This window comes from Deinococcus taeanensis (assembly GCF_020229735.1).
GTDB classification, from domain to species: domain Bacteria; phylum Deinococcota; class Deinococci; order Deinococcales; family Deinococcaceae; genus Deinococcus; species Deinococcus taeanensis.
In genome coordinates this window covers 2,461,351-2,480,274 of sequence record NZ_CP083455.1, presented here as the reverse complement: position 1 = coordinate 2,480,274, position 18,924 = coordinate 2,461,351, and the positions used below count along the sequence as shown (strand labels likewise).

Genomic DNA, 18,924 nt, shown 5'->3' with positions numbered 1-18,924 from the left:
GGCTGAATTAGTAAGAAAAATTTACTCAGGAGGCCTGGATGTCTGCCCCCCCCACTTCCGGAGACCAGCCTTATCTCAAACAGCTCAACCGCTCCGCCGTCCTGAACCTCCTGCGCCGTCACCCCGGCCTCAGCCGCGCCGACCTCGCCCTGCACACCGGCCTCACCAAAGTCACCGTCGGCAGCGTCGTCACCGCGCTCCTGCAGGCCGGCTGGCTGCACGAGGGAGACACCCAGCACGGCGGCGTCGGCCGCCCCGGCCGCCCCCTGCAGCTCAACCCCACGCAGCACGTCCTCCTGGGCGCCGAGATCGGCGTTCTGGGCGTGCGCGCCCTGGCCACCACCCTGGACGGCACCGTCCTGGCACGCACCGACCTGCGCGCCCCCACCGGCACGCCGGACCAGGCCGCCGCCACCCTCGCTGACCTCCTGCGCGACCTCCTGGCCCACCCGGCCGTCCGCGCCCGCGAAACGCTCGGCCTTGGCGTGGCCCTGCCCGGCCCGGTCAACCCGCAGGGCACCCGCCTGCTGTACGCCCCGAATCTCGGCTGGGAGGACGTGCCCTTCCTGGAGCGGCTTGCCCCGCACCTGCCGGGCCTGCCGGGCGTGCGCCTCCTGGACAACGAAGCGAACGCCGCCGCGTTCGGTGAGGTGTACCGCCACCCGGCGCCCGAGCCGGCGCTGCTGGCGTACATCAGCCTGGGCAGCGGCGTGGGCGCCGGCCTGGTCCGCAGTGAAGGCGGCGTACCCGAGGTGCTGCGCGGCGCACACGGCCTGGCCGGCGAGATCGGGCACACGGTGGCGCAACCCGGCGGGCTGTACTGCCACTGCGGGAACCGCGGCTGCGTGGAGACGCTGCTGGGCGGCTGGGCCATCCGCGCGGCCCTCGCGCTGAACGTGCACGAACCGCTCGACGAGACCCTCGCGCCGCGCCTGCGCGAAGCGGCCGTGCAGGTCACCCTGAGCCGTGCCGGAGAGGCGCTGGGTCTGCTGCTCGTGAACCTGCACCACACCCTGAACCCCAGTGACATCGTGATCGGCGGCGCCCTGACCCGCCTGGGAGGTCCCCTCATCGACACCGCCCTGGACTTCTACCACGCGCACCGCCGCCGCCCTGGCGCGCCCACCGTGCGCGTCATCGTGCGCCCCGACAGCGTGGACCGGCCCGCGGCGGGCGCCGCCGCGCAGGTGCTGGCCCGCGTGATCGCCTCGCTCCCTGAGGGCCGCGCGTGACCGGCGTGCCCGTCGCACTGGGCGTGGACCTGGGCACCAGCGGCGTGAAGGCCGTTGCCCTGACCGCGCAGGGCGAGGTGCTTGCCGACACCACGCGCCCTTACCCGCTGCTTACCCCTCAGCCCGGCTGGACCGAGCAGCGGCCCGCCGACTGGCTCGGCGCCACGCAGGCCGCGCTGCGTGAGCTGAGCAGTCTCCTGCGCGGGCACGGAGCGGTGCCCGCCGCGCTGGGGCTCAGCGGGCAGATGCACGGCTTGGTGCCGCTGGACGCCCAGGGTGAAGTTCTGCGGCCCGCCCTCCTCTGGAATGATCAGCGGACCGGAGCGCAGGTGGCGCACATGGAGGCGCGCGTGCCCCGCGCCGAACTCGTGGCGCGCACCGGGAACCGCGCCGTGACCGGCTTCCAGCTGCCCAAGCTCCTGTGGTTGCGGGACGAGGAACCCGGCGTGTACGCCCGCCTGCGGCACGCCCTGCTGCCCAAGGACTACCTGGGGTACGCCCTGACCGGCGAGATGACCGCCGAACCCAGCGACGGCAGTGGCGTGGGTGCCCTGAACCTCGCGCGCGGCACCTGGGACGCCGACCTGCTCGGGGCGCTGAACCTGAGCGCCGCGCTGTTCCCCCCGCTGCGGCGCTCCACGGACGTCACCGGCCGCCTGAGCGCTGCGTGGGCGGCCGCCACCGGTCTGCCTGCGGGGCTGCCCGTCGTGGCGGGCGGCGGGGACAACGCCGCGGCCGGCATCGCCCTGGGGCTCACCGCGGCCCGGCCGGACGTGGGCAGCCTTAGCCTGGGCACCAGCGGCGTGATCTTCGCGCCCCTCGCGCACCCCACCCCCGACCCGGACGGCCGCGTGCACCTGTTCGCGCACGCGGACGGCAGCTACCACCTGCTGGGCGTCACCCTCTCGGCCGCGGGGTCCCTGGACTGGCTGCACCGTCAGCTCGCCCCGGACGTTCCCCTCACCACCCTGATCAACGAGGCTGCGGCCGTCGAGCCCGGCGCCGGCGGCGTGACCTTCCTGCCGTACCTGTCCGGGGAACGCAGTCCCCTGATGAACCCGCAGGCGCGCGCCGCCTTTACCGGCCTGAGCCTCGCGCACGGCCGCGGGCACCTCACGCGCGCCGTGCTGGAAGGCAGCGTCGCCGCACTCGCCGACGCGTACGCCGTCATGCAGCCTCTGGCGCCCCTGCGCACCCTGATCTCCACGGGGGGCGGCGCGCGCAGCGACCTGTGGCTGGGCCTCGCCAGCGGCGCCCTTCACCTGCCGGTGCAGCCCACCGCCAGCCAGCCCGGCGCGGCGCACGGGGCCGCCATTCTCGCCATGCCAGCCGCCGGCCTGCACCCCGACCTGAACGCCGCGGTGAACGCCACCCGCCCGCAGACGCTGCCCGCCGCCCCCCCTGCGGACATGACAGCCGCCCTGAGCGCCTACGCCCGCACCAGGCAGGCGCTGTACCCCTGACCAGCCCGCCCTCGCCCCTTTCACGTTCAAGGAGTCCCCATGACCAGTTACGTTCCCACGCCTGCCGACAAGTTCACCTTTGGCCTCTGGACGGTCGGGAATGTCGGCCGCGACCCGTTCGGTGAGGCCACCCGCCCTGCCCTGCGCGCGCCGTACCTGGTGCAGCGGCTTGCCGGGCTCGGCGCATACGGGGTGAACCTGCACGACAACGACCTCGTCCCCGCCGGCGCCAGCGCCGCGCAGCGCGACGCGATCGTGCGTGAATTCCGTCAGGCGCTCGCCGACCATGGGCTCGTCGTGCCCATGGCCACCACGAACCTGTTCACCGATCCGGCCTTCAAGGACGGTGCGTTCACCAGCGCGGACGCCCGCGTGCGCGCCTACGCGCTGCACAAGACCATGCACGCCATGGACCTGGGCGCCGAACTCGGCGCCGGCACCTACGTCCTGTGGGGCGGCCGCGAAGGCACCGAGGTGGACGCCGGCGGCAAGCTTCTGGACGCGCTCGGCTGGTTCCGGGACAGCCTGAACTACCTCGCCGAGTACAGCGAGGTGCAGGGCTACGGTTACCGCTTCGCGCTGGAACCCAAACCGAACGAACCGCGCGCCGACATCTTCCTGCCCACCGTGGGCAGCGCCCTGGGCTTCATCGCCACGCTCGACCGGCCGGACCTGTTCGGCGTGAATCCCGAATTCGCGCACGAAACCATGGCCGGCCTGAGTTTTCCGCACGCGGTCGCGCAGGCCATCGATGCCGGGAAGCTCTTTCACATTGACCTGAACGACCAGAAGATGGGCCGCTTTGACCAGGACCTGCGCTTCGGGGCGGAGAACCCCAAAGCGGCGTTCTTCCTGGTGAAACTCCTGGAGGACACCGGGTACGCCGGCCCGAAGCACTTCGACGCGCACGCCCTGCGCACCGAGGACGAAGCGGGCGTGTGGGCGTTCGCCCGGGGCTGCATGCGCACCTACCTGATTTTGCGCGAGAAGGCCCGGCAGTTCGCGCAGGACCCTGAGATTCAGGCGGCCATCAGCGCCTACCGCGTGGAGGACCCCGCCCTGACGCCGCTCACCACGTTCTCCGCGGCAAACGCCCAGGCTCTCAAGGCCCACACCTTCGACCGGGCGGCGCTGGGTGCGCGCGGCCCCGGCCTGGAAGCGCTGGACCAGCTGACCATGGAACTCCTGCTGGGCGTCCGGTAGCGCACGCTGCACCCACCCTCGCGCGCGGGTGCCCGGCAGACCCCGCAGCGCCCGCAGCGCCGGAGCGGTACGCTCAGCAATCATGACCACTGCCCAGGTTCACTCGGCCCTCTGGGGACACCTGCCCGGCGGGCAGCCCATTCACCGCTTCACCCTCACCCTGCCCGGCGGCGTCCAGGCGCGTTTCTCAAGCCTGGGCGCCACCTTGGTGAGCCTGCACCTGCCCGACAGGACCGGCACGCCGGGCGAGGTCGTCCTGGGCCACGACCAGGCCGAAACGTACCTGGACCGCGACGCCGCTCCGTTCCTGGGCAGCACGGTCGGCCGGCACGCCAACCGCATCGCCCGCGGCCGCTTTCCCCTGGGGGGGCGCGAGGTGCAGCTTGTCACGAACGACGGCCCGAACGCCCTGCACGGCGGGCCGCGCGGGTTCGACCTGCACCTCTGGACCGGCGAGGCTGCCCCGACGGACGGCGGCGCGCAGGTGACGTTCACGCGCGTCAGCCCGGACGGCGAGGAAGGGTACCCCGGCACCCTGAACGTGCGCGTCACGTACGCCCTGACGCTCAGCCCCGACCCCACACTCAGCATCGCGTACCACGCCGAGACCGACGCACCCACCGTCGTGAACCTCACCAACCACACGTACTGGAACCTGAGCGGCAACCCGGCTGAAACCATCGCCGCGCACGAACTGACCCTGCATGCCGAGCACTACACGCCCATCCACCCGGACGGCATTCCCACCGGTGAGGTGCTCGCCGTGGCCGGCACACCCATGGATTTCCGCACGCCCCGCGCAATTGGTGAGCAGCTGCGCGCGCACCAGGGCACGCTGCCCGGCGGGTACGATCACAACTTCGTCGTGCGCGGCGAGCCCGGCGCGCTGCGGCCCGCCGCCACGCTCTACCACCCCGCGAGCGGCCGCGAGATGAGCATCCACACCACCGAACCGGGCCTGCAGGTGTACAGCGGCAACTTCCTCGACGGCCGTCACACCGGGCACGGCGGGCGCGTGCACGTCCGCAACAGCGCCGTGTGCCTGGAAACGCAGCACTTCCCGGACGCCCCCAACCGCCCGCAGTTCCCCTCCACGCACCTGAACCCAGGCCAGACCTTCACGTCCCTCACCACGCACACCTTCCGGGTGCGCTGAGAGTCCGGCGTGCAGCACCACCTGACCCTCAGTGACGGCCCGTACACCCTGCGTCCCCTGAACCGGGCGGACATCGCGCCCCTGATGGCCCTCGCCCAGGCGCACGCCGGCGAGTACGCCCGGATGGGCACCTTTCCCACCCTGGAGCACTACTACACCGCCGCGCTGGACGCCGCGGACCAGCAGCCCTTCGTGACGCTCGTGAACGGCGAGTACGCCGGCGCCACCCGCTACATGGAGATGCGCCCCACGCACCGGCGCCTGGAGATCGGCAGCACATGGCTGACCCCGGCCTTCATGCGCACGCCCGCCAACCGCACCTTCAAGTGGCTGCTGCTCGCGCACGCCTTCGAGCAACTGGGCATGCTGCGCGTCGAGATCAAAACCGACCTGCTCAATACCCGCTCGCAGCGCGCCATTGAAGGCCTCGGCGCGGTGCGCGAAGGCGTGCTGCGCCAGCACATGCCCCGCCCGGACGGCACCCAGCGTGACACCGTCATGTACTCCATCATCGCCCCCGAATGGCCCGCTGTCCGGGCCAGGCTGCAGCGCCACCCCTCCTGACAGCGCATTCCCCAGCGACGTTGAAGCGTCTCTGGTCTCAGGGCACTTCGTGAACGCAGGTCCCGGTGTCCTGACCAGGAACCCGCGTTCCCACCCGGCCGGGTCCAGAGGCGCCGAGAAGGCCGGCAGGAGCCTCCGCAGCGCCAGGGTCGGGTCCGGCAGGCGGGTACGCCCGACGGCCTCCGGTCATGGCTCGCGGGGAGCTTGTCACGCCCGGCGGCGCCCGGCGTGCATGCCCAGTGTGAGAGGAGGGCTGAAGGCGTGCGTTGCTGTCGCCTGCGTCTGTCACAGGGCACGCCGCCCCTTCATCCTGGCCTGAACGTGCGGAGCTTCACGGTTCAGGCTGTGACCCCCCGATTGGGGGTTAGTTCTGCCGCAGCAACGGGAACGGATTGATGGCGCCGCCCGCCGTGTAGATCCCGTAATGCAGGTGCGGGGGCGTGCCGCGCGCGTTCCCACTGTCCCCCACGAAGCCCACCACGGCCCCGCGCTTCACCCAGTCGCCACGTTTCAGGTCCGGGTAGCGCTCCAGGTGAGCGTAGTAATGCCGCTGCCCGCCGGGGCCCAGCAGCATCACGGTGCGGCCCCCCAGGCCGTTCGGGCCGACATTCAGCACCACGCCCCGCGTCGTGGCGCGAATCGGCGTGCCCCGCGCCGCAAAGATATCCACGCCCTCGTGCCGCCGGCCTGCGCTGCGCGCCCCGCCCCACGTATCCACGAAGCGCTGCCCTGGCAGGGGGTTGGGGAGGCTCCTCGCTGAGGGCACCGGCTCGGCCAGCAGGGCCGCCGTCCGCTGCGCTTTCTGAATCGCCGGCCACAGCAGGTACAGTGCCCCGACAAGCACCAGCAGCGTCACCAGCACGCCCGTCGCCCTCCGCATTCTCCCAGCATGCCGCGCTCTGTGGCCGGCGGAACCGGGCAAAAGTTGCACAGTGGCCCAAAGATGAACGCGGCCACAAGGCGCGCGCGTCCATGCTCTAGACTGCCTGGATGCCCGGGCGACCTGTCACCCCACCCCCCGCCCACCTGTGGACCCTTCCCGGCGGCCTGACGGTCGCCTTCGAACGCCGCCGCAGTCCCGGTTTTGCCTTTGATCTGCGCGTTCCTGTCGGCAGCGCCCATGACCCTGCCGGTCAGGAGGGCGCGAGCGGGGTGCTGGAGGAGTGGCTGTTCAAAGGCGCCGCAGGCCTGGACGCCCGCGCCCTGCAGGACGCCTTTGACGACCTGGGCGTCCGGCGCGGCGGCGGCGTGAGCCCCGAAGCGACCCGCTTTTCCGTCAGTGGGCTTACCCGTGACCTCCGGGGCGCCCTGGCCCTCGTGGCGGAGGTTCTGACCGACCCGGCCCTGCCGCCTGCGGAGCTGCCCGTCCTGACCGACCTGGCCCGACAGGACCTGGAGGGTCTGCAGGACAGTCCGGCCGATCTGCTCGCCACCCGCGCGCGTGAGGTGGCCTTTCCGCCGCCTGCCGGCTCACGGTTCGCCGGATTCGCGCATCCGCCCAGCGGGACCCTCAGCGGCCTGGACGGCCTGACCGCGGCAGGCCTGCACGCTCACCTGCAACGCTACGGGCAGGCGGGCACGGTCCTCGGACTCGTCGCGGACCTGGAGCCGCAGGCGGCACTGGACCTCGCGCACGCCGCGCTGGGCGACCTGCGCCCTGGCCAGCACGACCCCATTCCCACGGTGTTCCAGGGAGGCGCGCGCGCCCACACCCCTGACGCTACGGCCGAGCAGACGCACCTGAGCCTCACGGCCCCCGGTGTCCCTCCCGGTCACCCGGACTGGCTGCCGTGGCAGGTGGCCCTGACGGCGCTCTCCGGCGGCAGCGCCAGCCGGCTGTTCCACGCGGTGCGGGAGGAACGCGGCCTGGCGTACGCCGTGAGCGCCTCGCCGGTCATTCTGGGCGGGCAGGGTTTCCTCAGCGCGTACGCTGGCAGCACCCCTGACCGCGCCCCCGAGACGCTGGACGTGATTCTCGCGGAATTCACGCGCCTGCCGCAGGGGCTCACACCTGCCGAGTTCGACCGGGCCCGGGCCGGGCTTGCGGCCAGCGTCGTGTTCGGCGCTGAAAGTCCGCGTGCCCGCGCGCACGCCCTCACGCGTGACGCCGCTGTCTTCGGCCGCATCCGCTCCATCGCGGAACTCCGCGCCTCGCTGAATGCCCTCACCCTCGAGGGGGTCAACCGCTTCCTCGCCGGCTACGATCCGGCCAGCCAGGCCACCCTCGTCACCCTGGGCCCGCGCCCCCTCGCGCCGGCGGCCCTGCAAGGAACGCATGTCTGATCACCCTACCCAGCACCACACCCTGCCCAGCGGCCTGACCCTGCTGCTTGAACCTGACCCTGACGCCCAGACGGTCGCCGCCGGGTACTTCGTGAACACCGGCAGCCGTGAGGAAACCCCGCACGAAATGGGCGCCAGTCACTTCATCGAGCACCTGCTGTTCAAGGGCAGCGAGGAACTCAGCGCCCAGGTGCTCAACGAACGTCTCGATGACCTGGGCGGGAACGCGAACGCCTTCACCAGTGAGGAGGCCACCGTGTACCACGCGGCCGCGCTGCCCGAACAGACCGGTGAGCTGCTGCACACCCTGACCGAACTGATGCGCCCCGCCCTGCGCCCGGCGGATATTCAGGTGGAACGCGGCGTGATTCTCGAAGAGATCGCCATGTACGCCGACCAGCCCAGCGTCCGGGTCGGTGACCAGCTGCGCGCCGACTACTGGGGCGGGCATCCCCTCGGCTGGCCGGTCCTGGGTACGGCCGAGACCGTCTCGCATCTCAGTCCCGAAGCGCTGGCCCGCAATCACCGTGACCGTTACGGCGCCGACCGCGTGACCCTGACCCTCACCGGACAGTTCGACCCCCAGGTGGTGCTTCAGTGGGCCGGGGCGAGTCTCACCCACTGGAGGCCCGGCACGCCCATTCCCCTGGGGCCCGCGCAGCCCGCGTGGCCGGACCAGACGCGCGTGATCACCGATTCGGACCTCGGGCGCGTGCACGTGGCCGCCACCAGTCCCGGCCTGGGTGCCTCGCACCCGCTGCGCGAGGCGGCGCACGTTCTGGCGGACCTGATCGGCGGGGAGAACGGCGCGCTGTACTGGACCCTGATCGACACCGGCCTGTGTGACAGTGCGGATCTCGCGCACCTGGAGTACCGGGACGCCGGCACCTTCGAAGGGGGCTTTACCTGCGACCCCGACCGCGCGCCTCAGGTGCTGGCTGCGTACCGGGGCGTGCTGGACAACGCCGGCACGCTCATTACCCCGCAGGGCGTGCGCCGGGCCGCGCGCAAACTCGCGGTGGGGACGCTCCTGCGCGCCGAGACGCCTCAGGGCCGTCTGTTCACGCTCGGCATGGAATACCTCGCGACCGGCCGCATCCTCAGCACCGCTGATCTGGTTGCCCGGTACGAGCAGATCACGCCGGAGCACGTGCGCGAGGTGCTGCGCCTGTGCCCGTTTGAGCACCTGACCACCGTGGCCCTCGGCCCCATCGACCGGTTCTGACGACCAGCGCTGACCGGCAGGAAGCGGGGAGCGGCCGGCGCCTCAGGGGTGCGGGCGGCGGTCCTCCCGCGTCGTTTCCCAGAGGGTCAGGAGGTCCTGCGCTTCGTCCACGTGCATCTGCTCGATCAGGGCGCCGCGGTGCGTGGCGACACTTCTGCCCTCGGCGCGGGCCTGCGCCCACGCGGTGATCAGGGCGCGCGCCTCGTCCGCCTCGGCGTCACTCACGCCGAACGCAGCGTTGGCGGCGTCCACCTGCCCCGGGTGAATCACGGTCTTGCCCGCGAAACCCAGCGCGCGGCCCTGCGCGCATTCCCGCGCGAACCCCTCCGGATCCCGCACGTCATTGAACACGGCGTCCAGCGGCACCTTGCCGTGCGCCCGGGCGGCGAGCACCACCGCACTCAGGGCATGCAGGAGAGGCTCGCGCCCGGGGTGCGCGCGGGTGCGCAGCGCGCGGGCGAGGTCGTTGGCACCCACGATCAGGCCCGACACGGCCGGCACAGCCGCCACCTGCGCGGCGTTCAGAACGCCGCCGGGCGTTTCGATCATGGCCCACAGCGGCAGCCCCAGACTGAGGGCCTGCGCGGCGCGGGCGTCCTCCACTTTCGGCAGGACCATGCCAGCCGCGCCGGCCGTGAGGGCCAGCTCCCGGTCCTCATGCTCCCAGGGTGTATTCAGGCCATTCACGCGCACCAGGACCGGCACGCGCCACGTGCCGCGCAGCGCGTCCCTCACGTGCGCGCGCGCCTGCGCCTTGTACTCGGGGGCCACGGCGTCCTCCAGATCCAGGATGACCGCGTCGGCGTTCAGCGTGCGGGCCTTCTCGATCGCGCGGGGTTTGTCACCAGGGACGTACAGCACGGAGCGCATGGGCTGCGCCCTCACGCCCGGTCCTCACGGCGCGGCCGGGACCGCGCGGCACTGGACGTCAGCAGGAACGGCACGAGAATCAGCAGGGCCTTGAGGGATCGGGGCATACTCATACGGTAATGCCCCAGATGCGGGGCGGAGCGAGCTCCAGGACATTTCCGGCGGGATCGTGAAAGTACAGGCTCTCGCCCCGGTCGCCCCAGGCGTACCGGGTGACGTTCAGGCCGGCGGCGCGCAGGCGCGCTTCCCAGTCGTCGGTGCGGGCCGGGTCCAGGGTCAGGCAGGCGTGCCCACCAGGTGAACCGGCGTGGGGCGGCACGTCGCCCGGCTGGGCGCTGGCGCGGGGGTCGAACAGCAGAAGCATGCCGCCCTCCAGGCGGTAGAACAGGTGCCGCCCCGGCACCTTGGCGAACAGGGGAAGGCCCAGCACCCCGGAGTAGAACTGCTCGGCCCGGCCGAGGTCAGTGACGTACAGGCAGGTTTCCAGAACGCGCATGCCTCAGCCTAGGCCGGGCCGCTGCGCCCGACTGGTCAGGGCGCGCGGGGTGAAGGCCGGGGCCTGCGGGCCGCATCCCTCTGGCCTGCCGGCTCAGGGAAGCAGCAGGCGCGGTTCGGGCGCGGGCCCCAGGGCGCGGCGCTGCACTTCGCGCAGGACGCTCTGCCCGTCGGCGTGAAGGCCGTGCTTGCGGAAGCTGGTGGCGAGGCTGTGGGCGTCGCGGGCGAGCAGGTCGCGGAAGTGCGGGTTCTGACGGGTCGAAAGCTGCGGGAAATCGATGATGGTCACGGTGTCCTCCCACCAGAGAAGGTTGTAGGTGCTGTAGTCGCCGTGCGCGTACCCCAGGCGCAGCAGGTCGGCCATGCCGCTCAGGCTCTGCTCCCAGGCGCTGCGGGCCTGTGGGGGGGTGAGGTGCGCGTCGCTCAGGCGGGGCGCCACGTGGTCTTCGGTGCCGATCAGGCGCATCAGGACAGCCGGGTAGGTCGCGGTGTACTCGAAGGGCTCCGGCCCGGCGAGGGGTTCCGGGACCTGCAGGCCGGCGCGCCACAGGGTCCACAGGTGCCGGTACTCGCTGGCGACCCAGCCCTGCTGGAGCATGTCCAGGCCCTTGCGGGTGCGGCCCTCGATGGCGCGGCGGTCGCGGCCTTTGATGATGACCTGCCCGGCGCGGTACACACTGTCGTCCTTGAAGGACCGGGCCTGCAGGTCGCGGTAGAGCTTCACGAGGAGACTGCCGCGTGGTCCGCGGGCGACGTACGCGGTGGCTTCCTTGCCGCTTTTGAGTTCCGCAACGATTTCCGTGACGTGGCCAAGGTCGTGTAGGCGGCGGATCACGTCGTCCTGCACGTCCTCCGGATCATCGGCGGTCAGGTGGGCGAGCTGGCGGCGCCCGACGGGTTTCTTCTTCCCGCGGCGGCGCGGGGTGTCGTGGTCCTCGGCCCAGGGGTCAGCCTGGGCGTCTGTCCAGGGTGAGGCGCTCATGGGCGCCCCTGGGGGTCAGTGCAGGGTGGACAGCCCGAAGGCAGAGGCGGCCAGGGTGGAATCAGCAAAATCACTCCGGTGGGTGGAAACGAAAGCTCCTTGTGCGGGGGCGGTCCGGGCGTCAGTGATGTTGGTCATGGCAGCACCTCCTTTCGGTGATGGGTTCAGCGTAGCAGGCAAAAGCGGCGCGTGTCACGAAACTGCGGGTCAGTAGGCCATCACGCCTAGCGCACCTGGCAGACGTCAGACGCCGCCCGGGCGCGGGGCTCGGGGCGGCGTTCTGGCGGGGCGTTTACTTCAGGGTGCGGCTGATGAACGCGTTGCTGTAGTAGTCGGTGGCTTTGGCCCCGGCGGGCAGTTTGCCCTGCCGGACGAGCGCGGCCACCGCTTTGGTCCACGCGCTGGGGTTCATGGCGCCAAGGCCGTTCGCCTGCGTGTACGGCCCGGACATCAGGGGCGTGCTGGCCTTCAGGACGTCCAGCGTGCCGCTGGCGCCGAACACCGGCTGCGCGAGCCGGAACGCGCGGGACGGGTCAGCCACCGTGAATTTCAGGCCGCGCTGGCTGGCCCGCACGACCTTCCTCGCGAGGTCCCCCGTGAGACTTCTGCCGCTGGCGATCAGGCCCACACCGACCATCGGGTAGGCGCCCTCGATGTCCAGGGTGTACACCCGTCTGCCGCTCGTGCGGGCGAGCTGCAGCACGTCGTTGTTGGCGTAGCCCACGGCGGCGTCCACCCGGCCGGCGCGCACGGCGTCCACCTGCGTGAAGCCGATACTCGCGAGGCGCACGTCACGCTCCTCTTTCAGATTCGCGCTGTCCAGCAGGGCCTGGATGGCGTGGTAGGAACTGCCGAACGGCCCGGGAATGCCGACCGTCCTGCCTTTCAGGGCCGCCGGGCCGGCCAGCGGGGAGAGGCTGAACACCGTCACAGGGTTCTTCTGGTACATGGTCATGACGTAGCGCACGTCCGCCCCCTGGTTGCGGGCGAAAATGGCGTCCTCGGGATCGCCCACCACAAAGTCCAGCTTGCCCTGCAGCACCAGCGGCAGCAGCTGCGACACGTACCCGTGCTGGTACTGCACCTTCAGGCCCTCGGCCCTGAAGTACCCGAGTTTGTCGGCCACGTAGAACGGCGTGAACTGCACGTCCGGGTTGTACCCCAGGCCGATGTTCACGGTGCGCTGCGCGGCCGCGGAGGTGACGAGCAGGCCCAGCAGCAGGAAAGCGGCGCGTCTCATGAGGGCGAGTATAGGCGCCTCCCCGGACGCGGCGCTGACGCCCCGTGCCGCTCCGCTGCGCCCGCGTGAGGGCGGGACACGCCCGGAGCGCCGGCATGTCAGGCTGGCGGTATGGACCTGAACTCCTGGACGCCGGACGACAATGCGCGCCGTTTCGCCACGCTGATTGCCACCGCGTTCGCCGTATTCGCGTTCCTGGCCCTGTGGCTGGGCGCCGCCTGGAATCCGCTGCTGGCCCTGCTGCTTGCCGCAGTGGCCGCTGCGGTCGTGTGGGCGGTCCTGAACGCCATCTTCAGGCGCGTATTTCAACGCTGAGCGCCGCCCAAACGGAAACTTCACGCCCGGCCCCGCTCTGGCGCGGGGGTGGTACACTCGGGGGCACGCCCGCACACCCAGTGTCCCGGGAGCAGTGCCCGCGAGACCGGCAGGTCGGTGCAGGAAAAAGGAGAAAACCCATGACGGACAACAACGAGCTGCGCCCCGGTGAGCAGACGCCAGAAGAACTGCGTGACATCCTTCCTCAGCTGGAGGGCGAACCCGATGAGGACGCGGTGCTGGACGCCGAGGAAGAAGGCACCGAGGGTGCCGTGAGCGCCGAGGGCGCTGAAGGGGCCGAAGGTGAGGACCTCGAAGAGGAGTACATCGACGCCGACGAACTGCTCGGCGTGCTGGCCGAACTGAAGGAAATGCTCGAAGCGCAGGGCAAGGAAATCCGTGGACTGCGCCGCGAGATGCGTGAAATGCGCGAAAGTCAGGGCCAGGGCGGCTTCCGCGGCGGTGACCGCGCGCCTCAGGGCGGCGGCGACCGGGGCTTCCGTCCCCGTGAAGACCGCGGCGGCGACCGGGGCGGTTTCCAGGGCGGCGGTGACCGTGGCGGCTTCCGTCCCCGCGAGGACCGCGGCGGGTACCAGGGCGGCGGCGACCGTGGGGGCTTCCGCCCCCGTGAAGACCGCGGCGGCGACCGTGGTGGGTTCCGTCCCCGCGAGGACCGCGGCGGCGACCGTGGCGGCTTCCGTCCCCGCGAGGACCGCGGCGGGTACCAGGGCGGCGGCGACCGTGGTGGCTTCCGCCCCCGTGAAGACCGCGGCGGCGACCGTGGTGGCTTCCAGGCGGGCGGCGACCGTGGCGGCTTCCGTCCCCGCGAGGACCGCGGCGGCGACCGTGGCGGCTTCCAGGCGGGCGGCGACCGTCCTGCCTTCCGTCCCCGCGAGGACCGGGACAGCACCCCCGGTGAGCAGAGCGAGTTCCGTCCCCGCGCCCGCGCGGACCGTGGCTGGACCAACCGCCGCGACGACGAGTAACCCCTGAGGATGGGCCGGGCCGGGACGCTGTCCCGGCCCGTTTTGTATCCATTCAGGGGCGACCAGCAGTGCGGTGCTGGTCGCCCCTGTGCGGTTCAGGCAGTCGCTGCCGCCTCCCGCGTGGCGGTGGGGGTCAGCCAGCGGTCAAGCCAGTTCAGGTACTCCGTCAGGCGGGTCAGGCGCCGGTCCGGCCGGCCGGACCGGGACAGTTCGTGGTCCTCGCCGGGAAAGCGCACGAACCGTACAGGAACGCCGTGCAGGGTCAGGGCGGCGTACCACTGCTCGGCCTGCTCCACCGGGCAGCGGTGATCCAGCACCGAGTGCACGATCAGGGTAGGCGTTCTGACGTTCTCGACGTACTGCAGCGGGCTCATGTCCCAGAGTTTCAGGGTGTCGGCGCGGCGGTGGAAGTTCAGGCCAAGTTCATCATCCCAGAAGCGCAGGCCGATGTCGCTGGTCCCGCCGAAGGACAGCAGGTTGCAGATGCTGCGGTCGGTGATGGCCGCCTGGAAGCGCGTGGTGTGGCTGGTCAGCCAGTTGGTCATGAACCCACCGTAACTGCCGCCCATGACGGCGGTGCGTGCGCGGTCCAGGCGGGGGTGGGCGTCCAGACAACGGTCGAAGAAGTGCAGCAGGTCGTCGGCGTCCACGCTGCCCCAGCGGCCGTGAATGGCGTCCACCCACGCCTGCCCGTACCCGACGCTGCCGCGCGGGTTGCTGTAGCAGACGGCCTGTCCACGCGCGGCGTACAGCTGGAACTCGTGCGTGAAAGCGTGCCCGTAGTCGGTGTGCGGCCCGCCGTGAATGCTGAGCAGCGCCGGAACGGGGTTAGCACCTTCAGGCAGCAGGACCCAGCCTTCCCCTTCACCCAGGTCAGTGGAGAAGGTGACGCGTTCCGGCGTGCGCACCGGGAAGGGCAGCCTGGCGTGCAGGTCGGTGACCGGCGCGCCGTTCAGGATCACTTCCGGGAACCGGTCGGCGCGCTCACGGATCAGGGCGACGCCGCCGCCGCGCGCCGTGAACGCCGGGATCACGGCCTGCGGATCGTGATCGAAGGGCGCGACGACCGCGCCGCTCAGGGTGTCGTTCAGGGTGGCGGTGAACAGGCCGCAGCTGCCGCGCACGGTGCTGGAGAACAGCAGGGTGTGCTGATCGAGCCAGGTGGGTTTCTCCGGCATGGTCCCCACGTGGCAGTCGCCGCCCACGGCGTTCCCGACCGGATGGTCGTGCCCGGCGTCCAGGCGGAGGGGCGCGGCGTTGCCCGCAAGAGGCAGCAGGTACAGGTGGGTGTGCTCCGTGTTGCCCTGCCCGGCGGGGCGGCCCACCAGCACGAAGTGCGTGCCGTCTGGGTGGGGAACAACGGCGTTCACGGCAGACTGCCACTGCGTGACCTGCCGCAGCTCGCCCTCCAGGTTGAGGTGCCAGACTTCCTGCTGCCAGTGCGCAGCGGCCAGGTCGTCCACTGACGTGATCAGCAGCACGCCGCGGCTGTCAGGCAGCCAGCTGACGCCGCCCGCCTCGACCTCCGGGGCATGCCACTCGCGCAGTTCGCCGGTCTGAACGTTCAGCAGGTGCAGCCGCGCGGGGCGTTCAGGGAGCCAGTCGCGGCCGTTGAACCGGTAGCGGGGTTTGGTGATCACGCGCGCCTCGCCGCGCTCGTCCCGCTTGTCCTCTTCGTCGCCGGTCGTGAAAAACGCGATGAACTGTCCGTCCGGGCTCCACTGCAGGTCCTGCACGCCGCCGCGGTAACGGGTCATGAGGCGCGCCTCGCCACCGGAGAGGGGCAGCAGGTGCAGCTGAGCGCCCTCTGCGACCTTGCGGGTGAAGGCCAGGGTCTGGCCGTCGGGGGACCAGCGGGGGCTGCCGTCCCGCCCTTCCCCCTGCGTCAGGGCGCGGCTGCCGTGCGCGTCGGCCAGCCAGATCTGCGCCTTGTAGCGGGGTTTGGGGAAGTCGGCGTCAGGTTTGCGGGGGTCGTCCTCCTCGGTGCGGGTCAGGACGAAAGCGGCGCGCTGTCCGTCCGGGCTGACCTGGGGGTCGGAGGGAAACACCAGAGACAGCAGGCTCTCTGGGCCGGGGGTGGGTTGTGTCATGGTTCTCAGTGAACCACAGGGGCGGGTCAGGGAAACGGAAGCGCTTCCGGATGCTGTGCTGGACGGTCCGCAATGCCGGACGGCGGAATCATGATGGCTTCCTCAAGGCGGAGTGGAACGGGTCTTTCTATTTCCAAACGCTGGTCGCTTACGCTCATCTTACCCGGCCCCACTTCGGCCACCACTTCTGTCGCCAGCGCCTTTTTCCGTTGACGAGAGAAGCTTTTGTCCTCCCTGATCCGCAGTCCTGCTTTCTGGGGCCTTTTCCCTGAGCTCTGGCACCTGTCTTTTCCCACCATCCCTGGAGGTCTGCTATGCAAGAACTGTCCTGCACCTGGGTTCCCGGTACCTTCGACATCGTTCGACTCAAGGTGGCCGGCCGGACCATCGAAATGACCAGCACCCACCTCGCCCGGCTGTTCGGCAAGCAGACGCTGCACGACCTGTACCTCAAAGGCAGCGTGAAATTCAAGGTGGACGCGCAGCAGGTGGCCCTGCTCAGCTGAGCGCGGGCGCCCCCACGACAACGGGTACCCCTCGGGGGTGCCCGTTTCGTTGCCCGCAGTAGCATGCCCGCATGACTCCCGACCTGAAGGCCATGCAGGCCGACCTGCGCACCCTCGTGGATCTCGAATCGCCCTCCACCGACCCGGTCGGAATTCAGCACGTCATGGACGTCGTCGAACGCTGGGCGCGGGACCTGGGCGCCCAGACCCACGCCCTGGGCGGCGGCACCCGCGTCTTTCATTTCGGGGTGGGCGGCCCGGACAAACCGGTGCTGGTCCTCACGCACGCCGACACCGTCTGGCCGCACGGCACGCTGGAGCGGATGCCCTGGCGCATCGACGGTGAGCGCCTGTACGGCCCCGGCACGTACGACATGAAAGCCGGCATCGTGGGCCTGTTCCACGCGCTGCGCGCCCTGTACGGCCAGTGGCCGCGGGGCGGCGTGACCGTGCTGCTCTCCCCGGATGAGGAAATCGGCAGCCCCAGCAGCCGCGCGCACATCGAGGCCGCCGCCCACCAGGCGCGCGTGGCGCTGGTCGTGGAGCCGCCCGTGGCCGACACGCACGCCCTGAAAACAGGGCGCAAAGGCACCGGCACCTACACCCTGACCTTCACGGGGGTCGCCAGCCACGCCGGGAACAAACCGGAGGAGGGGGCCAGCGCCATCACCGCCGCCGCGCAGGCCGTGCTGGACCTGCAGGGCCTCGCCCGCCCCGGAACGGGCACCACGGTCAGCGTTGGCCTGATGCAGGGCGGCAGCGCCGTGAACGTGATTCCCGCCCACTGCAGCCTGGACGTGGACCTGCGCGTGAGCACCCTGGCTGAAGCGGAGCGCATAGACGCCGCCGTGCGCGCCTGGACTCCCCGCGACCCGCGCGTGCAGGTGGCCGTGACCGGCGGCCTGAACCGCCCCCCGTTCGAGCAGGGCGAGGGCACCCTGGCCCTGTACGCCCTGGCGCGCGCCACCGCGCAGGAACTCGGATTCGCACTCGATCACGCCGTGGTGGGCGGCGGCAGCGACGGGAACTTCACCGCGCCCATCATCCCCACCCTGGACGGTCTGGGCGCGCCGGGGGACGGCGCGCACGCCCAGCATGAGCACGTGCGCCTGGACCGCTGGCCCGACCACGTCCGTCTGCTCACGGCCCTCCTGGGCCGCGTGTAAGCGCGGGCTGGCGTGCCGGCGCGGCGGCCCCGGCGCAGCCGCAGGCCTTCGCCGGCCGCGCGGCGCGGTATCCTGAGCGCACCTCTGGAGGTCACCGCGCCGTGTTCAACCTGTTCCGCAAGAAACCCCCCGCCAGCCCGTACGTGAAGCAGGACGACGCGCAGACCTTCCGGGTCCGCGTCCGGACCCGCCCGCACGGCGAGGTGGTCGAGTTCCGGTTCACCAAGGGCGCGCACATCGGCGCGGATGACGACGGCACGTACCTGTTCCGCAAACCGGTCGTGTCCCCGCAGCATTTCGACCGTGGGGAACTGACCGTGCGCTTCGACCGCAGCTACGCCGTGACCGCCACAGACGGGGAGAACGTGGAGTTCATCCCCGTCAGCGACTGGACGGAATGACCCGCTGACCCGGCGGGGCGCTCAGCGGACCTCGTGGAAGGTTTCCTGCGTGACCCGCTCCGGGTACTTGCGGATGAAATCCACCGTGCTCAGCGCCTGCGTGCGGTGGCACGCAATGGCCTGCAGCTTGCGCACGATGAAGCGGCTCACGTCATGACGCGTGTTCGGCGCGAGCCACTGGGCGCGCAACGCCTCATTCTCGGGCGGCACGTCGCTCGCGTAGTACCACAGCCGGGGCCGCTCCGCGGGCGGCAGCGCCTCCCACGCGGCCCTGACGGCCCGGTGCGTGGTCACATGATCCGGGTGCCCGTTGCTGCCGTTCGGCGGGAAGGTTAGCACGGTCTCCGGGCGCAGCCGCGCCATCGCCTCCCGCGCCACCTCCACCAGCGCCTCCAGCGGCTGGTCTTTCAGGTACTTGTCCGGAAAGCGGTGATGTTCGAAAACGCTGCCCGCGGCGCGCGCCCCGGGCGTGGTCAGACCAATCACGTCCAGGCACGCGGCGAGTTCCACGTCACGCATGCGCGCCAGTTCCTCCGGCGTGTCGCACAGGCCCAGCGTGCGCCCCGCCTCGCCGCGCGTCAGCGTCACCAGCCCGCACGCCTCCCCGGCCTCCAGGTGCGCCATTAGCGTGCCGGACGCCCCGTACACCTCATCGTCCGGATGCGGAACGATCAGCAGCAGTTTCAGTCCCTTGCTCACCGGCCCAGCATAGACCACGCTCCCGGCGGCAGCCGCGCGGCGCATCCG

19 protein-coding genes and 1 pseudogene are annotated in these 18,924 nt (G+C 71.2%); 12 read left to right on the top strand and 8 right to left on the bottom strand.

The features are described 5' to 3' along the window. Positions 1 to 38 precede the first annotated feature (38 nt). The 5 genes from LAJ19_RS11945 (at position 39) to LAJ19_RS11925 (ending at position 5,618) form a co-directional block, all read left to right on the top strand. Positions 39 to 1,232, top strand: coding sequence for an ROK family transcriptional regulator (locus tag LAJ19_RS11945; RefSeq protein WP_225475972.1), 1,194 nt, complete (start codon positions 39 to 41; stop codon positions 1,230 to 1,232). Beyond that, on the top strand, positions 1,229 to 2,695 hold the full coding sequence (xylB, locus tag LAJ19_RS11940) for a xylulokinase (protein WP_225475971.1): 1,467 nt from the start codon (positions 1,229 to 1,231) through the stop codon (positions 2,693 to 2,695). The genes LAJ19_RS11945 and xylB overlap by 4 nt, the downstream gene beginning before the upstream one ends. Positions 2,696 to 2,734: 39 nt before the next feature. Beyond that, on the top strand, positions 2,735 to 3,898 hold the full coding sequence (gene xylA / locus LAJ19_RS11935; protein WP_225475970.1) for a xylose isomerase: 1,164 nt from the start codon (positions 2,735 to 2,737) through the stop codon (positions 3,896 to 3,898). Positions 3,899 to 3,980: 82 nt separating this feature from the next. Then, positions 3,981 to 5,054 (top strand): aldose epimerase family protein, encoded by a 1,074-nt coding sequence (locus LAJ19_RS11930; protein ID WP_225475969.1) that lies wholly within the window; start codon positions 3,981 to 3,983, stop codon positions 5,052 to 5,054. Between the two features lie 9 nt (positions 5,055 to 5,063). Beyond that, a complete protein-coding gene (locus tag LAJ19_RS11925) occupies positions 5,064 to 5,618 on the top strand; it encodes a GNAT family N-acetyltransferase (RefSeq protein ID WP_225475968.1) in 555 nt (184 codons plus the stop codon). A gap of 364 nt (positions 5,619 to 5,982) precedes the next feature. Here the strand turns inward: LAJ19_RS11925 and LAJ19_RS11920 are convergent, their stop codons facing one another. Then, positions 5,983 to 6,498 (bottom strand): M23 family metallopeptidase, encoded by a 516-nt coding sequence (locus tag LAJ19_RS11920; protein WP_225475967.1) that lies wholly within the window; start codon positions 6,496 to 6,498, stop codon positions 5,983 to 5,985. A gap of 110 nt (positions 6,499 to 6,608) precedes the next feature. On the opposite strand from LAJ19_RS11920, the gene LAJ19_RS11915 reads away from it, so the two are divergent. Together LAJ19_RS11915 and LAJ19_RS11910 are read left to right on the top strand one after the other, a co-directional pair. Continuing rightward, positions 6,609 to 7,901: a M16 family metallopeptidase gene (locus tag LAJ19_RS11915; RefSeq protein WP_225475966.1), complete on the top strand. Its 1,293-nt coding sequence runs from the start codon at positions 6,609 to 6,611 to the stop codon at positions 7,899 to 7,901. Beyond that, positions 7,894 to 9,126, top strand: coding sequence for a M16 family metallopeptidase (locus LAJ19_RS11910; RefSeq protein ID WP_225475965.1), 1,233 nt, complete (start codon positions 7,894 to 7,896; stop codon positions 9,124 to 9,126). Before LAJ19_RS11915 ends, LAJ19_RS11910 begins: the two co-directional genes overlap by 8 nt. 42 nt (positions 9,127 to 9,168) lie before the next feature. On the opposite strand, the gene LAJ19_RS11905 is transcribed toward LAJ19_RS11910, so the two are convergent. From LAJ19_RS11905 to LAJ19_RS11890, 5 genes are all read right to left on the bottom strand, one after another. Beyond that, positions 9,169 to 9,996, bottom strand: coding sequence for an HpcH/HpaI aldolase/citrate lyase family protein (locus LAJ19_RS11905; RefSeq protein ID WP_432804246.1), 828 nt, complete (start codon positions 9,994 to 9,996; stop codon positions 9,169 to 9,171). 109 nt (positions 9,997 to 10,105) lie between these two features. Further along, the gene (locus tag LAJ19_RS11900) at positions 10,106 to 10,492 is read right to left on the bottom strand and encodes a VOC family protein (protein WP_225475963.1); all 387 of its coding nucleotides are present in this window, start codon (positions 10,490 to 10,492) and stop codon (positions 10,106 to 10,108) included. 93 nt (positions 10,493 to 10,585) lie between these two features. Then, entirely contained in the window at positions 10,586 to 11,473 is an 888-nt protein-coding gene (locus tag LAJ19_RS11895; RefSeq protein WP_225475962.1) for an RIO1 family regulatory kinase/ATPase domain-containing protein, read from the bottom strand. Positions 11,474 to 11,488: 15 nt separating this feature from the next. Next, a complete protein-coding gene (locus LAJ19_RS21685) occupies positions 11,489 to 11,611 on the bottom strand; it encodes a hypothetical protein (protein WP_255639832.1) in 123 nt (40 codons plus the stop codon). 154 nt (positions 11,612 to 11,765) lie between these two features. After that, positions 11,766 to 12,713: an ABC transporter substrate-binding protein gene (locus LAJ19_RS11890; protein WP_225475961.1), complete on the bottom strand. Its 948-nt coding sequence runs from the start codon at positions 12,711 to 12,713 to the stop codon at positions 11,766 to 11,768. Positions 12,714 to 12,812: 99 nt separating this feature from the next. Here LAJ19_RS11890 and LAJ19_RS11885 point away from each other — a divergent pair. Further along, positions 12,813 to 13,028, top strand: a pseudogene (locus LAJ19_RS11885) (hypothetical protein); the annotation flags it as partial. 140 nt (positions 13,029 to 13,168) lie between these two features. Beyond that, positions 13,169 to 14,014, top strand: coding sequence for a hypothetical protein (locus tag LAJ19_RS11880; protein ID WP_225475959.1), 846 nt, complete (start codon positions 13,169 to 13,171; stop codon positions 14,012 to 14,014). Positions 14,015 to 14,109: 95 nt separating this feature from the next. Here LAJ19_RS11880 and LAJ19_RS11875 read toward each other — a convergent pair whose 3' ends face one another. Next, positions 14,110 to 16,104, bottom strand: coding sequence for a S9 family peptidase (locus LAJ19_RS11875; protein ID WP_225475958.1), 1,995 nt, complete (start codon positions 16,102 to 16,104; stop codon positions 14,110 to 14,112). A gap of 314 nt (positions 16,105 to 16,418) precedes the next feature. On the opposite strand from LAJ19_RS11875, the gene LAJ19_RS11870 reads away from it, so the two are divergent. The 3 genes from LAJ19_RS11870 (at position 16,419) to LAJ19_RS11860 (ending at position 18,177) form a co-directional block, all read left to right on the top strand. After that, positions 16,419 to 16,610, top strand: a complete 192-nt coding sequence (locus tag LAJ19_RS11870) for a hypothetical protein (RefSeq protein WP_225475957.1) — start codon at positions 16,419 to 16,421, stop codon at positions 16,608 to 16,610. Positions 16,611 to 16,681: 71 nt separating this feature from the next. Further along, positions 16,682 to 17,776 (top strand): M20 family metallopeptidase, encoded by a 1,095-nt coding sequence (locus LAJ19_RS11865; RefSeq protein ID WP_225475956.1) that lies wholly within the window; start codon positions 16,682 to 16,684, stop codon positions 17,774 to 17,776. Positions 17,777 to 17,877: 101 nt separating this feature from the next. Beyond that, positions 17,878 to 18,177, top strand: a complete 300-nt coding sequence (locus LAJ19_RS11860; RefSeq protein WP_225475955.1) for a hypothetical protein — start codon at positions 17,878 to 17,880, stop codon at positions 18,175 to 18,177. Positions 18,178 to 18,198: 21 nt separating this feature from the next. Here LAJ19_RS11860 and LAJ19_RS11855 read toward each other — a convergent pair whose 3' ends face one another. Beyond that, positions 18,199 to 18,921, bottom strand: a complete 723-nt coding sequence (locus LAJ19_RS11855) for a PIG-L deacetylase family protein (RefSeq protein WP_432804212.1) — start codon at positions 18,919 to 18,921, stop codon at positions 18,199 to 18,201. Positions 18,922 to 18,924: the final 3 nt, after the last annotated feature.

What these genes read in the sequence shown, in the direction of transcription:
- LAJ19_RS11905 (WP_432804246.1), bottom strand. Translation starts at nt 9,996, where the DNA reads ATGCGCTCCGTGCTGTACGTCCCTGGTGACAAACCCCGCGCGATCGAG.
- LAJ19_RS11875 (WP_225475958.1), bottom strand. Translation starts at nt 16,104, where the DNA reads ATGACACAACCCACCCCCGGCCCAGAGAGCCTGCTGTCTCTGGTGTTT.
- LAJ19_RS11900 (WP_225475963.1), bottom strand. Translation starts at nt 10,492, where the DNA reads ATGCGCGTTCTGGAAACCTGCCTGTACGTCACTGACCTCGGCCGGGCC.
- LAJ19_RS11915 (WP_225475966.1), top strand. Translation starts at nt 6,609, where the DNA reads ATGCCCGGGCGACCTGTCACCCCACCCCCCGCCCACCTGTGGACCCTT.
- LAJ19_RS11880 (WP_225475959.1), top strand. Translation starts at nt 13,169, where the DNA reads ATGACGGACAACAACGAGCTGCGCCCCGGTGAGCAGACGCCAGAAGAA.
- LAJ19_RS11930 (WP_225475969.1), top strand. Translation starts at nt 3,981, where the DNA reads ATGACCACTGCCCAGGTTCACTCGGCCCTCTGGGGACACCTGCCCGGC.
- LAJ19_RS11920 (WP_225475967.1), bottom strand. Translation starts at nt 6,498, where the DNA reads ATGCGGAGGGCGACGGGCGTGCTGGTGACGCTGCTGGTGCTTGTCGGG.
- LAJ19_RS11890 (WP_225475961.1), bottom strand. Translation starts at nt 12,713, where the DNA reads ATGAGACGCGCCGCTTTCCTGCTGCTGGGCCTGCTCGTCACCTCCGCG.
- LAJ19_RS11855 (WP_432804212.1), bottom strand. Translation starts at nt 18,921, where the DNA reads ATGCGCCGCGCGGCTGCCGCCGGGAGCGTGGTCTATGCTGGGCCGGTG.
- LAJ19_RS11870 (WP_225475957.1), top strand. Translation starts at nt 16,419, where the DNA reads ATGCAAGAACTGTCCTGCACCTGGGTTCCCGGTACCTTCGACATCGTT.
- LAJ19_RS11895 (WP_225475962.1), bottom strand. Translation starts at nt 11,473, where the DNA reads ATGAGCGCCTCACCCTGGACAGACGCCCAGGCTGACCCCTGGGCCGAG.
- LAJ19_RS21685 (WP_255639832.1), bottom strand. Translation starts at nt 11,611, where the DNA reads ATGACCAACATCACTGACGCCCGGACCGCCCCCGCACAAGGAGCTTTC.
- LAJ19_RS11945 (WP_225475972.1), top strand. Translation starts at nt 39, where the DNA reads ATGTCTGCCCCCCCCACTTCCGGAGACCAGCCTTATCTCAAACAGCTC.
- xylA (WP_225475970.1), top strand. Translation starts at nt 2,735, where the DNA reads ATGACCAGTTACGTTCCCACGCCTGCCGACAAGTTCACCTTTGGCCTC.
- LAJ19_RS11865 (WP_225475956.1), top strand. Translation starts at nt 16,682, where the DNA reads ATGACTCCCGACCTGAAGGCCATGCAGGCCGACCTGCGCACCCTCGTG.
- LAJ19_RS11910 (WP_225475965.1), top strand. Translation starts at nt 7,894, where the DNA reads ATGTCTGATCACCCTACCCAGCACCACACCCTGCCCAGCGGCCTGACC.